This is a genomic window from Yimella radicis (assembly GCF_054778255.1).
In genome coordinates, this window is the sequence record NZ_BAAGZR010000001.1 from 1 (window position 1) to 17,532 (window position 17,532).

The following is a 17,532-nucleotide window of genomic DNA, read 5'->3' on the forward strand; positions in this document are numbered from 1 at the left end:
GCCAGGCGACGAAGGAGCCGGCCGATGAACGCCGAAGGAGCCACCCAACGACATGTGTCAGTGGTGGCACCCAAGTAACCAGAGCAAAAGGCTCACGGCGGCGGGACGGCTCATCGGCCAGGCGACGTAGGAGCCGGCCGATGAACGCCGAAGGAGCCGCCAGAAGAAAAAGTGGAGCATAGGGGATTCGAACCCCTGACCTCTTCCATGCCATGGAAGCGCGCTACCAACTGCGCCAATGCCCCAAGTGTGGGTTGTCACCCTCGTTCGGGCGACTGGACTAGCTTACTGACCCTCCCCCACGACACCAAATCGGGTGGGGCCGTACGGTCTTGACCCGTACGCGCCGCGCAACGACCTGGTTGCGCGCGACGGTGCCCGACCCACGGACGCGTTGGATGCCGGGCGCAGCCGCGCGATGGTCAGTTGCTAGCGAAGAACTTCTGCAAGTCCTGAAGCATCAGGCCGGCGCCGGTGGGGCCGAGCCCGAGGAACCACACGTCGTCGTTGACTCGCTGTGGCGATGCGCGGCGGTGTCATCGTCGGCCAGGGAGCGCCGTCACAGGTGCTGACCGCCGACCCCGTGAAGCACGGTTTTCGGGCTCGCGTGCCGGGTAATCGAGGACCCCGCATCGCACACCCCGCTGGTCATCCCGCGGATGAGCCGTCCGCACCCGATCAAAGACCCGATCGAAGATCGCGGCGCCGGGGACGATCAGGCGTGACCTCGCGCGTCGCACGCTTCTTGCGCACGTAGAGCTGGCGCCGGACGCGTGCCACGACGGTGCCGTCGCGCAGGGTGAGCTCGGTCTCGAACCACGGCAGCACCTTCTGCCCCGACGCCGCCTCCGCGCGGATCGCCTCGGCCATCTCGGGCGAGACCTCGAAGCGTCCGTAGACGGTGCCGACACCGGGGCTGACGTACTCGATCTCGGCGGCCTTGTCCCACACGTAGTAGTCGGTGCCGAGCTGGTGCATGAGCAGCAGGGCGTGGAAGGCGTCGGTCATCGCGCCGATGGAGCCACCGTAGGCGGTGCCTTGCTGGTTGCGGTTGAAGCGGGTGAGCTTGAGCTCCACCCGGCAGACGGTCCAGTCGTCGCTGAACTCCTTGACCCGTAACCCCATTCCGAGAAACGGCGGGTAGAGGTTCATGCCGCGACGCAGCATGTTCGGGCTGAAGCGGCGGCGTTCGCCGTGGCGGGAGGTCTTGCTCATGCGTGTGCGTTCCACTTCTCGATGCGCCAGCCGTGGGCGCCTTCGGACAGCTCCACCCAGTGGCAGTTGTGCAGCCCGGCGAGCCCGAGCCAGGCGGCGTGCAGGTCGATACCGACCAGGGACGCAGCGAGCGCGCGACCGGCGACACCGTGGGTGACGATCAGCCCGAGGCCGCCCGCCGGGAGTTCGTCGATGAGGTCCTTCGTCGCGGCGAGCGCGCGAGCGGCGACCTCGGCGACGGTCTCACCGGTCTCACCGCGCCGGACGTCCTCGCCGCGGGCGATCGCGTCCAGCTCGACACCGTGGCGTTCGCGGACTTCCTCGCCCGACTTTCCTTGCCACTCACCGACATTGATCTCGCGCAACCGCGGATCGGATTCGATGTCCTGGCCGGTCAGCCCGACCACCGCCTGCGCGGTGGCGTACGCGCGGCGCAGGTCACTGGAGCGAACGACATCCGGTGTGCGTTCGGCGAGCACCGTCGCTGCCGCCGCGGCCTGCTGAACGCCGACCTCGGAGAGTTCGGTGTCGAGCTGGCCCTGCCAGCTGCCGCCTGCGTTGTGGGTGGTCTGGCCGTGACGCAGCACGATCAAACGCTTCGGGTCCTTGCCGAGCATCAGCCGCTCGGACGGGCCCGGGATCGTGGCGATCATTCGGCGTCGGTCGTGGCCGCGTCCGTTTCGTCGGCGCCGCTCGGTAGTTCGAGGTCGATCGTGGGGCAGTCACGCCACAGTCGCTCGAGTTGGTAGAACTCACGCTCGTCGTCGTGCTGCACGTGGACGACGATGTCGCCGAAGTCGATCAGCACCCAGCGTCCGCCGCCGCGGCCTTCGCGGCGCACCGGCTTCACCTTTCGCTCGAGCAGGGCGTCCTCGATTGCGCCGACGATGGCGTCTACCTGTCGTTCGTTGTCGGCGGAGGCGATGAGGAAGACGTCGGTCAGTGCGAGATGCTCGCTGACATCGAGCGCGACGATCGTGGTCGCCTTGAGTTCGTCGGCAGCGGCTGCTGCAGCCTTGGCGAGATCGATCGCCTCGGGGGTGGCGGTCACTGTTCCTCCTGCAGCTCTCCGCCGCCGGGCAGGTAGAGCTGATATTTGTTGATGTACTGGACGACTCCGTCAGGGACGAGGTACCAGACCGGTTTGTCGTCGCGGACCCGGTCGCGGCAGTCCGTGGAGCTGATGGCCATCGCCGGGATCTCCTTGAGCGTCACCTTGTCCTTGGGCAGCCCCTTGTCGGACAGTTCGTGTCCGGGCCGGGTGACTCCGATGAAGTGCGCGAGGTCCCAGAGTTCCTGGACGCCCTTCCAGGAAAGGATCTGCGACAGGGCGTCGGCACCGGTGATGAAGAAGAGTTCGGCGTCCGGACGCTGGGTCTTCAGATCGCGCAGGGTGTCGAGGGTGTAGGTCGGTCCGGGCCGATCGATGTCGACGCGGCTCACCGTGAAGCGCGGGTTCGACGCCGTGGCGATGACCGTCATCAAGTAACGGTGCTCGGCCGGAGCGACGTCGCGGCCTTCCTTCTGCCACGGCTGCCCGGTGGGGACGAACACGACCTCGTCGAGATCGAGCGTCGCCTGCACCTCGCTGGCCGCGACCAGGTGGCCGTGGTGGATGGGGTCGAAGGTGCCGCCCATGACCCCCAGGCGGATGGTCAGTGATCCGACCGTTCGTCGCGGTTGGTGACCTTCGGGTTGTCGTGCGGCACCTGCTCGCCGAGCTTGGGAGAGGTGTTGCGGAACGACCACAGGATGCCGAACATCAGCGCGAACACCGCCAGCGCGATCAGGCCGTACATCAGGTGCGGCATCGGCAGTTCGTTGTGGTGCAGCGGGGGCACATCGCCTTCGGCGACGATGGTCAGGACACGCGACGTCATGACGGCCACCTTACCGTCTGGTGTCGAGGGCGGCAGGCGTGCCTCTCCGGAGGCTGCGGCTCAGACCCGGATCTGTCCGTCGCCCTCGACAACCCACTTGGTGCTGGTGAGTTCCGGCAGCGCCATCGGGCCACGTGCGTGCAGCTTCTGGGTGGAGATCCCGATCTCGGCGCCGAACCCGAACTCTCCCCCGTCGGTGAACCTCGAGGACGCGTTCACAATCACGACAGCCGCATCGACGCGGGCGACGAACTCGCGTGAGGCCGCGCGGTTCTCGGTGACGATCACCTCGGTGTGTTGGGTGCCGAATCGGTCGATGTGATCGATCGCGGCCTCGAGTGAGTCGACGACACCGACGCTCATCTCCAGGCCGTGGAACTCGGTGCCGAACAGCTCATCGGTGACCGGTTCGTTCGGCACATCGCCTGCAATGGCGCGCGAATCGTCGTCGAGGTAGAGCTTGACGCCAGCGTCCGCTAGTTGCTTCAGGGCGTCCGGCAGGAAGGCCGCCGCGATGTCGCGGTGCACCAGCAGCGTTTCGGCCGCATTGCAGACGCTCGGACGATGGGTCTTGGCGTTGAACGTGATCGCCCGCGCCGTCTCGAGGTCGGCGGCGGAGTCGATGTAGACGTGGACGTTGCCGATGCCGGTCTCGATCACGGGCACGGTCGCGCCGAGCACGACGCGCTGGATCAGGGCCGCTCCCCCGCGCGGGATCACCAGATCGACCAGACCGCGGGCGGTGATGAGTGCGTCGACGTCCTCGTGGCCACCGTCGAGCAGTTGCACCGAGTCGGCAGGCAGCCCGTGCGCTTCGAGAGCCTCGCGGAGCACCTCGACAATGACCGCGTTGCTGGACGCAGCGGCCGACCCACCGCGCAGGATCATCGCGTTGCCGCTCTTCAGCCCGAGTCCGGAAGCGTCGACGGTGACATTCGGACGGGCCTCGTAGACCATTCCGACGACACCCATCGGCACGCGAATCTGCTTGATCTGCAAGCCATTCGCCAAGGTGGAGCCGCGCACGACCTCACCGATCGGGTCGGGCAACGAGGCAACGTCCTGGAGTGCCTGAGCGATGGATGCGACCCGTTCGGGAGTGAGCCGGAGACGGTCCTGAAGGCTCTCGGTCATTCCGCCGATGCGGCCGCGTTCGATGTCCTCTGCATTGGCGTTGACGATCCGGTCGGCCGCCGCCCGCAGCGCGTCGGCCAGTGCGACCAGAGCTGTGTCCTTCTCGGCGCGGCTGAGCAGGGCCAGCCGCTTGCTTGCCGCTCGTGCACGCAGGGCGGCAGCCTGGACGCGCTCAATGGAGCTGACGGCGGTTTGGGACACGGCGGCGCTCATGGATCAAGCGTAGATCCGAGGCTGCCACGACCGTCGGCGTTGTCCAGATGCGGGCCGAGTACCGACCCGTGTGGTCGTAGGCCCAGTACGGAATCTCTTCGTCGTCACCACCAGCAAGGTGGTTGAGCACCGCACGCGCGGCCCCCTCGCGGAAGTCGTAACTGTCCCTATGGTGTCGATTTCGCACTTCACGGGCGACCTTGTCGGCGACAGCCCTGGATGCGGGACGTGCAGGAGTCGCCGCGAACGCCATGGCCACAGCCAGTAGCTCGTCGTCCTCAAGCCTGGTAATTCCGGAGTACTTCGGTTGCGGCAGAACGTGATTGACGATGGGACGCGGCGGCGGGCTCGCAGCCAGGTGGATCTGCCAGTCGTAGTCCGCGTCCTCGGACAGAAACCTTCCCAGGTGCACAAGGATCTGCTCGTTCGGCATGCCCCGCTGGTCGATCGGCAGCAGTCGCTTGGCTCGGGTCAGCGTCCAGCTCGTACCCGAGTGGCTGTCAGTGGTCCCGCCTAGAGTTTCTTCATGGCCATCAGCTACGAGTTCTACGAACCGGAGTCTCCGGTGGAATTCGTTCTGCTGGAATCGATCTCGGCACGCAAGCAACGCTTGCTTAAGCAACTGGTCGATGCATTGGGGTCGCCGTCGGAGGTCCTGGAGTTCGCGGTTCAGATGTCGCAGGTCGCGTTCCACGGACTGCACGCAGACGCCGTCCACAACGCCGGATCCATCGCCACCGCCCGACCCGTCGACGTCGATGACCATCGCATGCTCGAGAAAGCAGTGACCGGTTCCACGCAGTTGGCATCGATCTCCCAAGCCGTCCAAGCCATGGCCCTGGCGCGGTACGCCGCGATCGACGAAGAGCTGGTCGATTCCGACACCGGGGTCACGGCGAAGGTCGAGCACGCGCTGGGTCATCAGGCGTCGTTCGCCAACACGGACCTGGCGGCTGCGTGTCAGATGGCACCCCGCACTGCGTCGAGCAAGCTGAGCAACTCCATCGATGCGTGCACCAAAACGCCAGGGCTGCTGGCGGCCGCGGTCGAGGGTTCGATCCCGTACTGGAAAGTCAGCCTCGTTGCGTCGGAGTTGGTGAGCGCTTCACCCGAGACGTCCCGCCGGGTCGAGCAGCACCTGCTCGACACCAAAGGCTTCGACAGCTGGGGTTACCTGAAGGTGAAGTCCGCGGCACGGGCACTGGTGACCCAGTGGGAAGAGGAAGCCGCTAAGAAGACCCGCCAGAAGGAAGCCAAAGAAGCCACTGGTGTCTGGGTTCGCCCCTGCGACATCCCGGGCATGGCCGAGTTGTGTGCCGTCGGGCCGGCCGACCAGATCGCCCGCATCTACGGAGCCGTGGACCAGTTGGCCGACCAGCGGTCGAAGAACCCGACCGCAAGCGAGGGCACCGAGACCGGTGAATCGAAGCCGACGCTCGCGCAACTGCGCCTGGGCGCGTTGCACGACCTCGTCACACAAGGTGCTGACGTCAGCTACCAGGTCGTCATCCAGGTCCCTGTCGTGCGCGAGGAACGCGAGGAACAGGCTGCGACGGCCACCCAACGTGCCACCGACGACGCGGAACACGAGCCCGAGGCGTCCCCGGACGACGGATCACCACCACCCGGACAGTCCGCCACGTCCCCACGCGGCCCGAACACCACCGACCAGCCCACCAACACCCCCAGTACCCCCAGTGCTTCCGGTGCTTCCGGTCCCGAATCCGGCTCAACAGCAAGGAAATCGGACCACTGCTACACCACGGGGTGGGCACGCATCGCCGGGATCGGGTTCATCCGGCCCGAAGTCCTCGACGCGTTGATCGACCAGTTCGGTTGCCGCCTCACCCGAGCCCTGGTCGACGCCGACACCGGAGTCACCTGCGAGACCTCGACAACCGCCTATGAACCTACGCCGCGGATCAGGGAGTTCGTCCAGCAACGCGACCAGACCTGCCGGTTCCCCATGTGCACCAGGGCCGCCATCAGGTGCGACATCGACCACGTCATCGAATGGCCCCAAGGGCCGACTGTCGGTCACAACCTCGCCGCACTCTGTCGCCACCATCACGACGCAAAAACGAAGAAGCACTGGGACTACGAGATGAGCGACGACGGAGTCTGCACCTGGACCTCACGCATCGGCCGTACCTACATCACCTACCCCGACTCCGTGCACGACGCTTCCTGAACTCAGCCCCGTATGGTCGGGTAGCCGTTCACGGTCACCGGGTTTCGGCGCATGCGCCCTCCTTCGTCGGGCGCATGGCTCAACCAGCGGTGAAGCAACGGTCACCACGCACGGCGAGCGCGGACGACCTGCCTGCCGAGCGCGCCGGACGCACCGGTGACCAGGACGCGCACGGTCAGGACGCAGCCTCGCGCTGCTGGCGACGGGTGCGCAGGAAGGTGCTGACGAAGATGAAGATCAGCATCGCGACAGCGAACCAGTTGGCGTACTTCGCGATCACCTTCACCAGGTCCTTCGCGGGTTCACCGATGTTGAACCCGAGATACATCCACACAGCGCGGTAACAGAGCGCGCCGATGAAGTCGATCAGCATGTACTTACGCAGCTTCATCCCGACGTCACCGACGAACGCCGCGACGATCGCGCCGGGCAGGAACGGGATGAACCAGGACAGGAAGATCGCGGGTGCGCCGTACTTGCGTGCCAGCCGCTCGGCGGCGGCACCGGTACGAGCTGCCCACTTCGAGCGTCCGGACATGACCCGGATGATGTCGTGACCCCAGAGTTTGCCGGCCCACCAAAAAATCCAGTCGAACTTCACCGAGGTCAGGGCTGCTGCGAGCAGCGCCACCCACCACCAGGGCTCGTCGCCAGTCGCGAGCTTGGCGCCGATGTCGGCCATGGCGATGTTCGATCCGGTGACGAAAGCGAGCACGTAGGAGTCGAGTCCGAGCAGGATCGGACGCAGCGGCAGCAGGATGATGCCGTAGAGGCCGAGCAGCGCGATCGCGGCCCAGCACTGTTTGTCCTGCTTGCTCGGCTTGCCCTGCCAGGGCAGGTTGGGGTCGTCCCACCACTCCTTGGTGGGCGGATTCTTCTCCGCGTCCGCCGCTGCCTGCTCGGCCGCGGTGGGTTCTTCGTGCGAGCCCGATCCGGGTTCGGACGGCTGGCTCATCGGGTTACCTTTCGCAGCACGACCAGGTCGTCGCGGTGGATCACTTCTCGTTCGTACTCCGGCCCCAACGCGGCAGCCAGTTCCTTGGTGCCGCGGCCGAGCAACTCCGGCAGTTCGTGGGCGTCGTAGTTGACCAGGCCGCGGGCGACGACGGTGCCGTCGAGGGCGCACAGATCGACCGGGTCGCCGGCGGAGAACTTGCCGCTCACCGAGCGAATCCCCGCAGGTAGCAACGACTTTCCGCGCTGCACAACAGCAGCGACGGCGCCGTCGTCGAGCATCAGGCGCCCGCGGGAGGTGGTGGCGTGGGCCAGCCAGAGATGCCGAGCCCGGCGGACGCGCGGCTGCGGTGCGAACACGGTGCCGACGTCCTGCCCCGCGATCGCTGCCGCGGCCTGGGAGGCACTCGTCAGGACGGTGGTCACCCCGGCGCCGGTGGCGATCCGCGCTGCCTCGACCTTCGTCACCATCCCACCGGTGCCGACCGACGAACCGGAGCCCCCGACGTCGATGCCGTCGAGTTCGGACTCGTCCAGCACCGTCTCGATACGCGAGGTGCCGGGGCGCGAGGGAGGTCCGTCGTACAGCGCGTCGACGTCGGACAGCAGCACGAGCGCGTCCGCGCTGATCAAGTGCGCGACCAATGCCGCGAGCCGGTCGTTGTCACCGAACCGGATCTCGTGGGTGGCGATCGTGTCGTTCTCGTTGACAACCGGTACCGCGCCCATCGCGAACAAACGATCGAGGGTGCGTTTGGCGTTCGTGTAGTGACCCCGGCGGGTCACGTCGTCACTGGTCAGCAGCACCTGGCCGACCACGAGGTCGTGGCGGGCGAAGGCCGCGGTGTAGGCGGCCATCAGTGCACCCTGACCGACACTGGCAGCAGCCTGCTGGGTGGCCAGGTCACGCGGACGACGGGCCAATTGCAATGGCGCGAGACCGGCCGCGATCGCGCCGGAGGACACCAGGACGACGTCGCTGCCCTCGAGCCGGCGTGCGGCAAGGACATCGGACAGCGCGGTGACGGCGTCCGGATCCAGGCCTCCCCCGGGGCGGGTCAGCGAACTCGAGCCGATCTTGACGACCAGTCGGTTCGCCGTCCGGACGGCGGCGCGCAGGTCGGAGGTCACGACCGCGAGGATACGTGCAGTTGTTCGGTCACGGGTTGGGCGACCACGGTCGCGGCGCATCCGGCGAGGCCGAGCACCGGTCCCCACCACACCCCGGCCGCCGAGAGCACGGCAGCGACACCGAGAAAGAGTGCGCAGCCCAACAGCATCCGATGGCCCGGACGCAGCCGGTGGTCCGCGTTCGGTGACATCCAGCGATTCCAGGTCAGGCCGAGGAGCACGACCACGAGGATGACGGCAGGAATGGCCCATGCACCCGGCGCGATCCTGGCGGCGGCATATCCGGCACCGACGAACAGCGCGATCTCACTGAGGAACGCTGCGACGGCGGCGACCCACACTGCGTTTCGGTTCACTCGTCGTCGGTCCAGACGCCGGCGTCACGCTCGGTCCACAGCTCCTCCCGCGCTTCGCGCTGGGCGTCCTTGCGCGCGTGGAAGTCCTCCCGCTTCTCCGACCGGGTGGGACGCGCCGGGCCCTCGTCCAGGCGCAGGTCGGTGCCACGGGCACCGAGCAACTCGGCTCCGGCCTGCAGCGTGGGCTCCCAGTCGAAGACGACCGCGTTGTCGGCCGGGCCGATCACGACGGTCGAACCGGGCACGGCGCCGGCCTTGAACAGTTCTTCCTCGACGCCGAGGCGGGCCAGTCGGTCGGCCAGGTAGCCGACGGCCTCGTCGTTGGCGAAGTCGGTCTGGCGCACCCAGCGGGTGGGGCGCTCGCCGACGACGCGGAAGACCGGGTCGTCGGCCGGGCCTTCCTTCTTGATCGTGAAGCCGGAGTCGTCGACTGCCTTGGGGCGCAGCACGGTTCGAGTCGGTTCGGTGTCGCGTTCGATCTCGGCGCGGGCCTGTGCGACGTGCTTGGCGAGTGAGAACGACAGTTCCTTGAGCCCACGGTGCGCGACGGCGGAGACGATGTGCACCTCCAGGCCGCGGGCCTCGAGATCGGGCTTGACGAACTCGGCGAGTTCGAGTGCGTCCGGCACGTCGGCCTTGTTCAGCACGACGATGCGGGTGCGCTCGGCCAACGGCTTGCCGCCGAGGGTCGCGTCGGGCACGTACTCCGAGAGCTCGTGCTCGATGACGTCGAGGTCGGTCATCGGGTCGCGGCCGGGTTCGAGGGTCGCGCAGTCGACCACGTGCACCAGCACCGAGCAGCGCTCCACGTGACGCAGGAACTCCAGACCGAGGCCCTTGCCCTGGCTCGCGCCGGGGATAAGTCCGGGGACGTCGGCGATCGTGTAGCGCTCGGAGCCTGCCGTGACCACACCGAGGTTCGGGACGAGCGTGGTGAACGGGTAGTCGGCGATCTTCGGCTTCGCGGCCGACATCACCGAGACCAGTGAGGACTTGCCCGCGGAGGGAAAACCGATGAGCGCGACGTCGGCGAGCGTTTTCAGCTCCAGCACGACGTCCAACTCGTCACCGGGCTCACCCAGCAGCGCGAAACCAGGGGCCTTGCGCCGCGGCGAGGAGAGCGCCTTGTTGCCCAACCCACCGCGTCCGCCGCGGGCCACGATGAATCGGACGCCGTCACCGACGAGGTCGGCGAGGATCTCGCCCCGGGTGTCCTTGACGACCGTGCCCTCCGGCACCCGCAGGACGAGGTCTTCGCCGTCGGCACCGTTGCGCTCGTCACCGGCGCCGGGCTTGCCGTTGGTGGCCTTGCGGTTGGGAGTGTGGTGGTACTCCAGCAGCGTCGTCACCTGGGTGTCGACCTCGAGCACGACATCGCCGCCGCGTCCGCCGTTGCCGCCGTCGGGGCCACCGAGCGGCTTGAACTTCTCGCGTTTCACCGATGCGACGCCGTGGCCGCCCTTACCGGCGCTGACGTGCAGCAGCACCCGGTCGACGAAGTTGGTCGCCATCGCTGAACCTTCCGTTCAAGAAAAAACCTGTGGATGAAACCGACAGGGTGGGTCCGATCATCTCGGACCCACCCTGTCGAATGTCTTGGAGACGAAGCCTGATCAGGCCTCGACCTGGACGATGTTGACCGTCTTGCGGCCACGCTTGCTGCCGAACTCGACCGAGCCCGGGACGAGCGCGAACAGCGTGTCGTCCTTGCCACGTCCGACGCCCTCACCGGGGTGGAAGTGGGTACCGCGCTGGCGGACGATGATCTCGCCGGCGCCGACGACCTGACCGCCGAAGCGCTTCACGCCAAGACGCTGCGCGTTGGAGTCGCGACCGTTACGGGTCGAAGACGCACCCTTCTTGTGTGCCATGTCTGTGCCTACCTATCCGTTGTTCGTCGCAGTCGAGGCTCAGGCCTCGATCGCGGTGACCTTGACTCGGGTCAGCGGCTGACGGTGGCCCTGACGCTTGCGGTAACCGGTCTTGTTCTTGTACTTCATGATGGTGATCTTCGGGCCCTTGGCGGACTCGACGACCTCGGCCTTGACCGAGACCTTCGCCAGCTTGGCGGCGTCGGAGGTCACCTTGTCGCCGTCGACCAGCAGCAGCGGGGCCAGGTCGATGGACTCGCCGGCCTTGACGGCCACCTTGTCAATGATCAGGACGTCGCCCACGGAGACCTTCTCCTGGCGTCCGCCCGCGCGAACAATCGCGTACACGTCGTAACTCACTTTCGTCTTGGCGTACTCGCTCTGTATGACCGGCCAACAGCTACCCCGTGAGGGACGTCGGCTCGGTGGGCACACCGAGGAACAACTTTACCGGTCGGTCGGGTCCTGCTCCAAATTCGCGGGCGGTCCTGCCGGAGCAACGACCCGGGCACGACGCGGACGCCGCTTCACCGGCGCCGCGGGAGCCTGCTCCGGCTCGTCCGCGACGATCTCGCGCGAACCGGCATCGGTGGCCTCGGCGGCCACCACGGTCTGCGGCACCCCCTGCGGCTCCGGCGCACTCGCCGGAGCAACCGAGGGCGAACCCGCGCGACGGGACCCGCGACGCTTGCGCGCCGGCGGCTCGGTCGTTGCGGGCGCCTGGACGACCGGGGCCGCGGGTGTGTCCACTACGGACGCGGTCACGTCGGCGACCGGGCGCTCGTCGACGCCGCGCTCACTCATCTCGACCTGCGAGGTCGGCGCGTCCACGTCGAGGTCGAGCTCGACGTCGGCGTCGTCACCGGCGGCCTGTGCGGCCTCGGCCTTCTTCGCTGCAGCGGCGTGCGCCGCTGCGGCGATCTGGGCCGCCGTCGGACCGGAGGACTTCGGCTGCTGCTCGGGCTCGTCCTCCTTGCGTCCGCGCTTGCTGCGCCGGCTGTTGCCGCCGCCACCGTTGCCGTTGTTGCCGCCGGAGTTGTTGCCACTGCCGGAGTTGCCGTTGCCGGCGTTGTTGCCGCCGGACTTCTCGACGGGCGCGTCGTGCACGATCACACCGCGTCCGTCGCAATGCACACAGTTCTCGGAGAAGATCTCCAGCAGTCCGCTGCCTACGCGCTTGCGGGTCATCTGGACCAGACCCAGCGAGGTCACCTCGGCGACCTGGTGCTTGGTGCGGTCACGTCCGAGGCATTCCAGGAGGCGGCGCACGACCAGGTCGCGGTTGGACTCCAGCACCATGTCGATGAAGTCGACGACGATGATTCCGCCGATGTCGCGCAGGCGCAGCTGTCGAACGATCTCCTCGGCGGCCTCGAGGTTGTTGCGGGTGACCGTCTCCTCCAGGTTGCCGCCGGAGCCGACGAACTTGCCGGTGTTGACGTCGACGACCGTCATCGCCTCGGTGCGGTCGATCACCAGCGAGCCACCCGAGGGGAGCCAGACCTTGCGGTCGAGCGCCTTGGTCAGCTGCTCGTCCACGCGGTGCACGGTGAACAGATCGGTCTCGCCGGTCCACTTCTCCAGGCGCTCGGCCAGGTCGGGAGCGACGGTGCCGATGTAGTCCGACACCTCGTCCCAGGACGTGTCGCCGGCGACGATCAACTTGCTGAAGTCCTCATTGAAGACGTCGCGGATCACACGCAGCGTCAGGTCGGGCTCACCGTGCAGCAGCGACGGTGCGTTCTGGCTCTTGCTGGCCTTCTGGATCTGCTCCCAGGTGGCCTGCAGACGCTCGACGTCGGCGCGCAGGTCCTCCTCGCTGGCGCCCTCCGCGGCGGTGCGGACGATGACGCCCGCGTCGGCCGGGACGACCTCCTTGAGGATCTTCTTCAGGCGGGCGCGCTCATTGTCGGGCAGCTTGCGGGAGATACCGGTCATCGAGTTGCCCGGCACGTACACCAGGAACCGACCCGGCAGCGAGACCTGCGAGGTCAGACGGGCGCCCTTGTGACCGATCGGGTCCTTGGTCACCTGCACCAGCACCGACTCGCCCGAGGAGAGCGCATGCTCGATCCGCTTGGGCTGGTTGTCGAGGCCGGCGGCGTCCCAGTTGACCTCGCCGGCGTACAGGACCGCGTTGCGTCCGCGACCGATGTCGACGAACGCGGCTTCCATGCTCGGCAGCACGTTCTGGACGCGGCCGAGGTAGACGTTGCCGGCCATCGAGGACTGCTGGGTCTCACGCGAGACGTAGTGCTCGACCAGGACACCGTCCTCCAGGACGCCGATCTGGGTGCGACCGTCACGCTCACGCACGACCATGACGCGCTCGACGCTCTCGCGGCGGGCGAGGAACTCGGCCTCGGTGATCGAGGTACGCCGACGACCTGCCTCGCGGCCCTCCCGGCGGCGCTGCTTCTTGGCCTCCAGGCGGGTCGAACCCTTGATCGCGGTGACCTCGTCGCGCTCCTTGCGCGGCTCGCGCACCTTGGTCACCGTGCCGGGCGGGTCGTCCCCGTCGGCGGAGGTCCCACTGCGGCGACGGCGACGGGTGCGCCGACGGCTGTTCGCATCGTCGGAGTTGTCGTCGGAGTTGTCCTGGCCGCCGTCGTCGGACGTGTCGTCCGCACCGTCACCCGAGTTATCCGTGTCGTCGGAGTCGTCGTTGTTGTCGTCGGGGCCCTGACCGCCATCGCCACCGCGATCGGATCGCTTGTTGCGGTTGTTCCGCCCGCGGCCCGAGCGCTGGTTCGGCTTGTCCTCGGACTTCTGCTCGGAGTCGGCGTCGGACTCCTGGTCGTCCTGACTCCGGTCACGACCCTGCTCGCGGCTCTCGTTCTGGCCGTCGGCGTGGTTGTCGTCGTTCTGGCCGCGCGTGCGCCGACCGCGTCCGCCGCGACGACGGCCACGTCCGCCGCCGTCGATCGAATCGTCTGTTTCGTCCGAATCGGAGTTCGAACGGCCGACCGGCGCGTCGTTACCGCCCGCGTCCTCGTTGTCATCGGCGTCGTCCTGGGCACGGCGACGCGGCACCCGAAGCTCGAGGTCTGGCGTCTGGAAGATCAGCCCGAAGCTGGGCGGTGCCGCCGGTACGGACGGACGCTCCTGGTCGGTGGACTTGGCAGTGGAATCGCCATCCGACTGCGCCGAGAAAAGACTGCCGGGTTCGTTCTGCTGGGGGCCCATGGCCCTCCTTTGTGGATCAGCACGCGGAGCCGCCCACGCCCTGAGATTCGCATCCCGCACACTCCGCATGTCGCGGTGTCTGCCGCCGCCGTCCCGAAGTCCGGGCGGCGACGAGAAGTCGTCTGTTACATCGGGGCAGCTCGCGCGTTGCGCGGCACTGCGACGATGCCGTCGGGTGCTCTGGCCGGCGCGCTCTCGCTGATGGGGCGCACCGTTCGGCCTGAACCTCGGCGGGGCACGACGCCGGCGTGGTGGGCAGCGTGACCGTTACCGAGTATCGCACACCGCTCACCCGGAAGGGTTGCGGGCGGACGCGGCGGGTCGTTCAGGCGAGCGGGTCGGCAATGAGACCGTCGTCGTGCGGTATGCCCTGCCGCAACCGGGTGGTCAGCGGCGAGCGCGCGAACTCGATGCCGGAGACCTGCTTCAGGGCAGACAGGACGTCGTCCGGCCGCACACTCGGCGTCGTGTGCTCCAACGAGATCTCCAGCACGCTCCCCTGCGCCGTTGCCTTCCTGATCGCCGAGCGCACGTCGAAGGTGCGCGGACCGGACTTCATCATCCGGGTGACCTCGACGCGCTCCTGCGCGAGCAACACGTCCAGCGCCGCGGCGAGCGCTGCCTCGTCCGTGCCTTCGAACTGCAACCGCCAGTCACTGGCCTGCAGACCGTCGGCCAGCGAACCGCCCTGCGCCGGAGCGACCTTGATGACGTCGAGACCCTCCGGGAGGGCTTCGTCGAGCGCGATCCGCACCTGCTCGGGATCGCATTCGCGCTGCAACGCGAGTTCGAAGTACTCGGCCTCGCTCGCGGTGCCCGTCGCGGCCGCGTTCGCGTAACTGATGCGCGGGTGGGGGTGGAAACCGGCAGAGAAGGCGATCGGGATTTCGGCGCGGCGCACTGCGCGTTCGAGCGCCCGCTGGAAGTCGCGGGTCGAGGTGAACCGCAGCCGTCCACGCTTGGCGTACTGCACCCGCAGCTTCTGCACGACCGGTGCGGGAGGCGGACCTTCGGGTACTCGTTTGGCCATGGCGGAACAGCGTACGCCGCCCGGCCCACAGACGTCCGAACGGATGGCGGAACACTCTCGCCACCGGCCAGCTGGCGTTCCTGCCGGTGATGGCATGGCTGCTGACCACCCAGGGCCGGCGCGCTGCATCCACCACGATCGGCGTGGCTGCGCTGTGCGCGGTGCCTCTCGTCGTCCTGTTCATACGCAACCGGCCCGACCGACAACGAGATCGACCGGACCCTCAAGCGGGCCGCGGTGCCAGGTCCGGACGTCGCGCACAGTTTCACCGGTCACCGGAACTCACGTGCCCGATACAACCACGGGTCACCCGAAATCGCTTGCGTTGCAGGCGATCAGACGACACTCAGCGGCAGCAGCTTCTTGCCGGTCGGACCGATCTGGATCTCGGTGCCCATCTGAGGGCAGACACCGCAGTCGAAGCACGGGGTCCAGCGGCAGTCGTCGACCTCGGTCTCGTCGAGGGCGTCCTGCCAGTCGTCCCAGAGCCATTCCTTGTCCAGGCCGGAATCCAGGTGATCCCACGCGAGCACCTCGGTCTCGCCGCGTTCACGCGTGGTGTACCAGGCGACGTCCACGCCGTACGGCTCCAGAGCCTCCTCGGCACAACGCATCCAACGTTCGTAGGAGAAGTGCTCGCTCCACCCGTCGAAGCGTCCGCCGTCGCGCCAGACGGCCTCGATGACGCGTCCGATGCGACGATCACCGCGCGAGAGCAGTCCTTCGACGATGCCCGGCTGACCGTCGTGGTAGCGCATGCCGATCGAGCTGCCGTACCGCTTGTCGGAGCGGATCGCGTCACGCAGTTTCTGCAGACGGGCGTCGGTCTCCTCGGCGCTCAGTTGCGCGCACCACTGGAACGGCGTGTGCGGCTTGGGCACGAACCCGCCGATGGAGACGGTGCAGCGGATGTCCTTGCGGCCACTCACCTGTCGGCCGGTCTCGATGACCCGCTTGGCGAGCTCGGCGATCTGCAGCACGTCCTCGTCGGTCTCGGTCGGCAGACCGCACATGAAGTACAGCTTCACCTGGCGCCAGCCGGCACCGTAGGCGGCGGCGACGGTGTTGATGAGGTCGTCCTCGGTGACCATCTTGTTGATCACCTTGCGGATGCGTTCCGAGCCGCCCTCCGGGGCGAAGGTCAGACCGGAGCGACGACCGTTGCGGGTCAGTTCGTTCGCCAGGTCGATGTTGAAGGCGTCCACCCGGGTGGACGGGAGTGACAGTCCGGTCTGGGTGCCCTCGTACCGGTCGGCCAGGCCCTTGGTCAGGTCGGCGATCTCGGTGTGGTCGGCGGAGCTGAGTGAGAGCAGTCCGACTTCCTCGAATCCCGTAGCGGCCAGGCCCTTCTGGACCATGTCGCCGATACCGGTGATCGAGCGTTCGCGCACCGGACGGGTGATCATCCCCGCCTGACAGAACCGGCAGCCGCGGGTGCAGCCGCGGAAGATCTCCACCGACATGCGTTCGTGCACCGTCTCGGCCAGCGGCACCAGCGGCTGCTTCGGATACGGCCACTCGTCGAGTTCCATGACGGTGTGCTTCGACACGCGCCACGGGACGCCGGGCGCCTGCGGTGAGGGCGCGACGCGCTTGATCCGGCCGTCCGGGAGGTAGTCGACGTCGTAGAACGCCGGCACGTAGACGCCCCCGGTGCGCGCCAGGCGCAGCAGCAGTTCGCGGCGTCCGCCCGGACGTCCCTCGGCCTTCCACGCAGCGATGTGGGTGGTGATCGCCAGGACGGCTTCCTCGCCGTCGCCGACGACCGCACAGTCGATGAAGTCGGAGATCGGTTCAGGGTTGAACGCGGCGTGACCACCGGCCAACACGATCGGGTCGTCGTCGCCGCGGTCGGCCGCGTGCAGCGGGATACCGGCCAGGTCGAGCGCGGTGAGCATGTTGGTGTAACCGAGCTCGGTCGAGAACGACAGGCCGAAAACGTCGAAGTCGCGCACCGCGCGGTGCCCGTCGACAGTGAACTGCGGCAGGCCGTGCTCCCGCATCTGCGCTTCCATGTCGGGCCACATCGCGTACGTGCGCTCGGCGAGAGCGTTCGGCTGCTCGTTGAGCACTTCGTACAGGATCATCACGCCCTGGTTGGGCAGCCCGACCTCGTACGCGTCGGGGTACATCAGGGCCCAGCGAACTGTGAGTTCCTGGCCGTCCGGGCCGGTGCCGCCGCAGTTCCAGTCCTTGGTCTGGCTGTTCAGCTCACCGCCGACGTACTGGATCGGTTTGCTGACGCGCTCGAGCAGCGGCTCGAGATCGTGGAAGAGGGACTCACCCGGAGCGGAGGTACGCGGGGTCACAGACATGAACTCCAGGGTAGGTGAGCGGCGGGCATTGGTCGAACACACGCAGTGATGCACGA

At 67.6% G+C, this 17,532-nt stretch carries 17 protein-coding genes and 1 tRNA gene; 1 reads left to right on the forward strand and 17 read right to left on the reverse strand.

Annotated features, from left to right (window positions below; genetic code table 11):
• Nucleotides 1–172: 172 nt before the first annotated feature.
• From ACYU8W_RS00005 to ACYU8W_RS00040, 8 genes are all read right to left on the reverse strand, one after another.
• A tRNA-Ala gene (locus ACYU8W_RS00005) sits at nucleotides 173–245 on the reverse strand.
• A 433-nt stretch (nucleotides 246–678) separates the two neighbouring features.
• A complete protein-coding gene (locus tag ACYU8W_RS00010) occupies nucleotides 679–1,215 on the reverse strand; it encodes a DUF4442 domain-containing protein (RefSeq protein WP_499465602.1) in 537 nt (178 codons plus the stop codon).
• On the reverse strand, nucleotides 1,212–1,868 hold the full coding sequence (locus ACYU8W_RS00015) for a histidine phosphatase family protein (protein WP_499465604.1): 657 nt from the start codon (nucleotides 1,866–1,868) through the stop codon (nucleotides 1,212–1,214). The genes ACYU8W_RS00010 and ACYU8W_RS00015 overlap by 4 nt, the downstream gene beginning before the upstream one ends.
• Nucleotides 1,865–2,266 (reverse strand): ribosome silencing factor, encoded by a 402-nt coding sequence (gene rsfS / locus ACYU8W_RS00020; protein ID WP_141928849.1) that lies wholly within the window; start codon nucleotides 2,264–2,266, stop codon nucleotides 1,865–1,867. Before rsfS ends, ACYU8W_RS00015 begins: the two co-directional genes overlap by 4 nt.
• Nucleotides 2,263–2,853, reverse strand: a complete 591-nt coding sequence (nadD, locus tag ACYU8W_RS00025; RefSeq protein ID WP_499465606.1) for a nicotinate-nucleotide adenylyltransferase — start codon at nucleotides 2,851–2,853, stop codon at nucleotides 2,263–2,265. The genes rsfS and nadD overlap by 4 nt, the downstream gene beginning before the upstream one ends.
• A gap of 17 nt (nucleotides 2,854–2,870) precedes the next feature.
• Nucleotides 2,871–3,095: a hypothetical protein gene (locus ACYU8W_RS00030; protein ID WP_141928851.1), complete on the reverse strand. Its 225-nt coding sequence runs from the start codon at nucleotides 3,093–3,095 to the stop codon at nucleotides 2,871–2,873.
• 60 nt (nucleotides 3,096–3,155) lie between these two features.
• Nucleotides 3,156–4,442 (reverse strand): glutamate-5-semialdehyde dehydrogenase, encoded by a 1,287-nt coding sequence (locus ACYU8W_RS00035; protein ID WP_499465608.1) that lies wholly within the window; start codon nucleotides 4,440–4,442, stop codon nucleotides 3,156–3,158.
• Nucleotides 4,402–4,875, reverse strand: a complete 474-nt coding sequence (locus ACYU8W_RS00040) for a hypothetical protein (protein ID WP_499465610.1) — start codon at nucleotides 4,873–4,875, stop codon at nucleotides 4,402–4,404. The genes ACYU8W_RS00035 and ACYU8W_RS00040 overlap by 41 nt, the downstream gene beginning before the upstream one ends.
• Before the next feature lie 93 nt (nucleotides 4,876–4,968).
• Here ACYU8W_RS00040 and ACYU8W_RS00045 point away from each other — a divergent pair, with 93 nt between their 5' ends.
• The gene (locus ACYU8W_RS00045) at nucleotides 4,969–6,633 is read left to right on the forward strand and encodes an HNH endonuclease signature motif containing protein (protein WP_499465612.1); all 1,665 of its coding nucleotides are present in this window, start codon (nucleotides 4,969–4,971) and stop codon (nucleotides 6,631–6,633) included.
• A gap of 175 nt (nucleotides 6,634–6,808) precedes the next feature.
• Here the strand turns inward: ACYU8W_RS00045 and ACYU8W_RS00050 are convergent, their stop codons facing one another.
• The 9 genes from ACYU8W_RS00050 to ACYU8W_RS00090 all read right to left on the reverse strand — a co-directional run bounded on the left by ACYU8W_RS00050 (nucleotide 6,809) and on the right by ACYU8W_RS00090 (nucleotide 17,476).
• Nucleotides 6,809–7,588 (reverse strand): DedA family protein, encoded by a 780-nt coding sequence (locus ACYU8W_RS00050; protein ID WP_129625621.1) that lies wholly within the window; start codon nucleotides 7,586–7,588, stop codon nucleotides 6,809–6,811.
• Nucleotides 7,585–8,718 carry a glutamate 5-kinase gene (proB, locus tag ACYU8W_RS00055; RefSeq protein WP_499465614.1) on the reverse strand — a complete coding sequence of 378 codons (1,134 nt, stop codon included), beginning with the start codon at nucleotides 8,716–8,718 and terminating at the stop codon, nucleotides 7,585–7,587. Before proB ends, ACYU8W_RS00050 begins: the two co-directional genes overlap by 4 nt.
• Nucleotides 8,715–9,074, reverse strand: a complete 360-nt coding sequence (locus tag ACYU8W_RS00060) for a DUF2568 domain-containing protein (protein ID WP_170221921.1) — start codon at nucleotides 9,072–9,074, stop codon at nucleotides 8,715–8,717. Before ACYU8W_RS00060 ends, proB begins: the two co-directional genes overlap by 4 nt.
• Complete coding sequence (obgE, locus tag ACYU8W_RS00065; protein ID WP_499465616.1) at nucleotides 9,071–10,585, reverse strand: GTPase ObgE; 1,515 nt, start codon at nucleotides 10,583–10,585, stop codon at nucleotides 9,071–9,073. Before obgE ends, ACYU8W_RS00060 begins: the two co-directional genes overlap by 4 nt.
• A gap of 102 nt (nucleotides 10,586–10,687) precedes the next feature.
• Nucleotides 10,688–10,945, reverse strand: coding sequence for a 50S ribosomal protein L27 (rpmA, locus tag ACYU8W_RS00070; protein ID WP_129625617.1), 258 nt, complete (start codon nucleotides 10,943–10,945; stop codon nucleotides 10,688–10,690).
• 39 nt (nucleotides 10,946–10,984) lie between these two features.
• Complete coding sequence (rplU, locus tag ACYU8W_RS00075; protein WP_129625616.1) at nucleotides 10,985–11,293, reverse strand: 50S ribosomal protein L21; 309 nt, start codon at nucleotides 11,291–11,293, stop codon at nucleotides 10,985–10,987.
• A 99-nt stretch (nucleotides 11,294–11,392) separates the two neighbouring features.
• Nucleotides 11,393–14,131, reverse strand: a complete 2,739-nt coding sequence (locus tag ACYU8W_RS00080; RefSeq protein ID WP_499465619.1) for an Rne/Rng family ribonuclease — start codon at nucleotides 14,129–14,131, stop codon at nucleotides 11,393–11,395.
• Between the two features lie 325 nt (nucleotides 14,132–14,456).
• A complete protein-coding gene (locus ACYU8W_RS00085) occupies nucleotides 14,457–15,161 on the reverse strand; it encodes a TIGR03936 family radical SAM-associated protein (protein ID WP_499465621.1) in 705 nt (234 codons plus the stop codon).
• A 335-nt stretch (nucleotides 15,162–15,496) separates the two neighbouring features.
• Nucleotides 15,497–17,476 (reverse strand): TIGR03960 family B12-binding radical SAM protein, encoded by a 1,980-nt coding sequence (locus ACYU8W_RS00090; protein WP_499465623.1) that lies wholly within the window; start codon nucleotides 17,474–17,476, stop codon nucleotides 15,497–15,499.
• Nucleotides 17,477–17,532 lie beyond the last annotated feature (56 nt).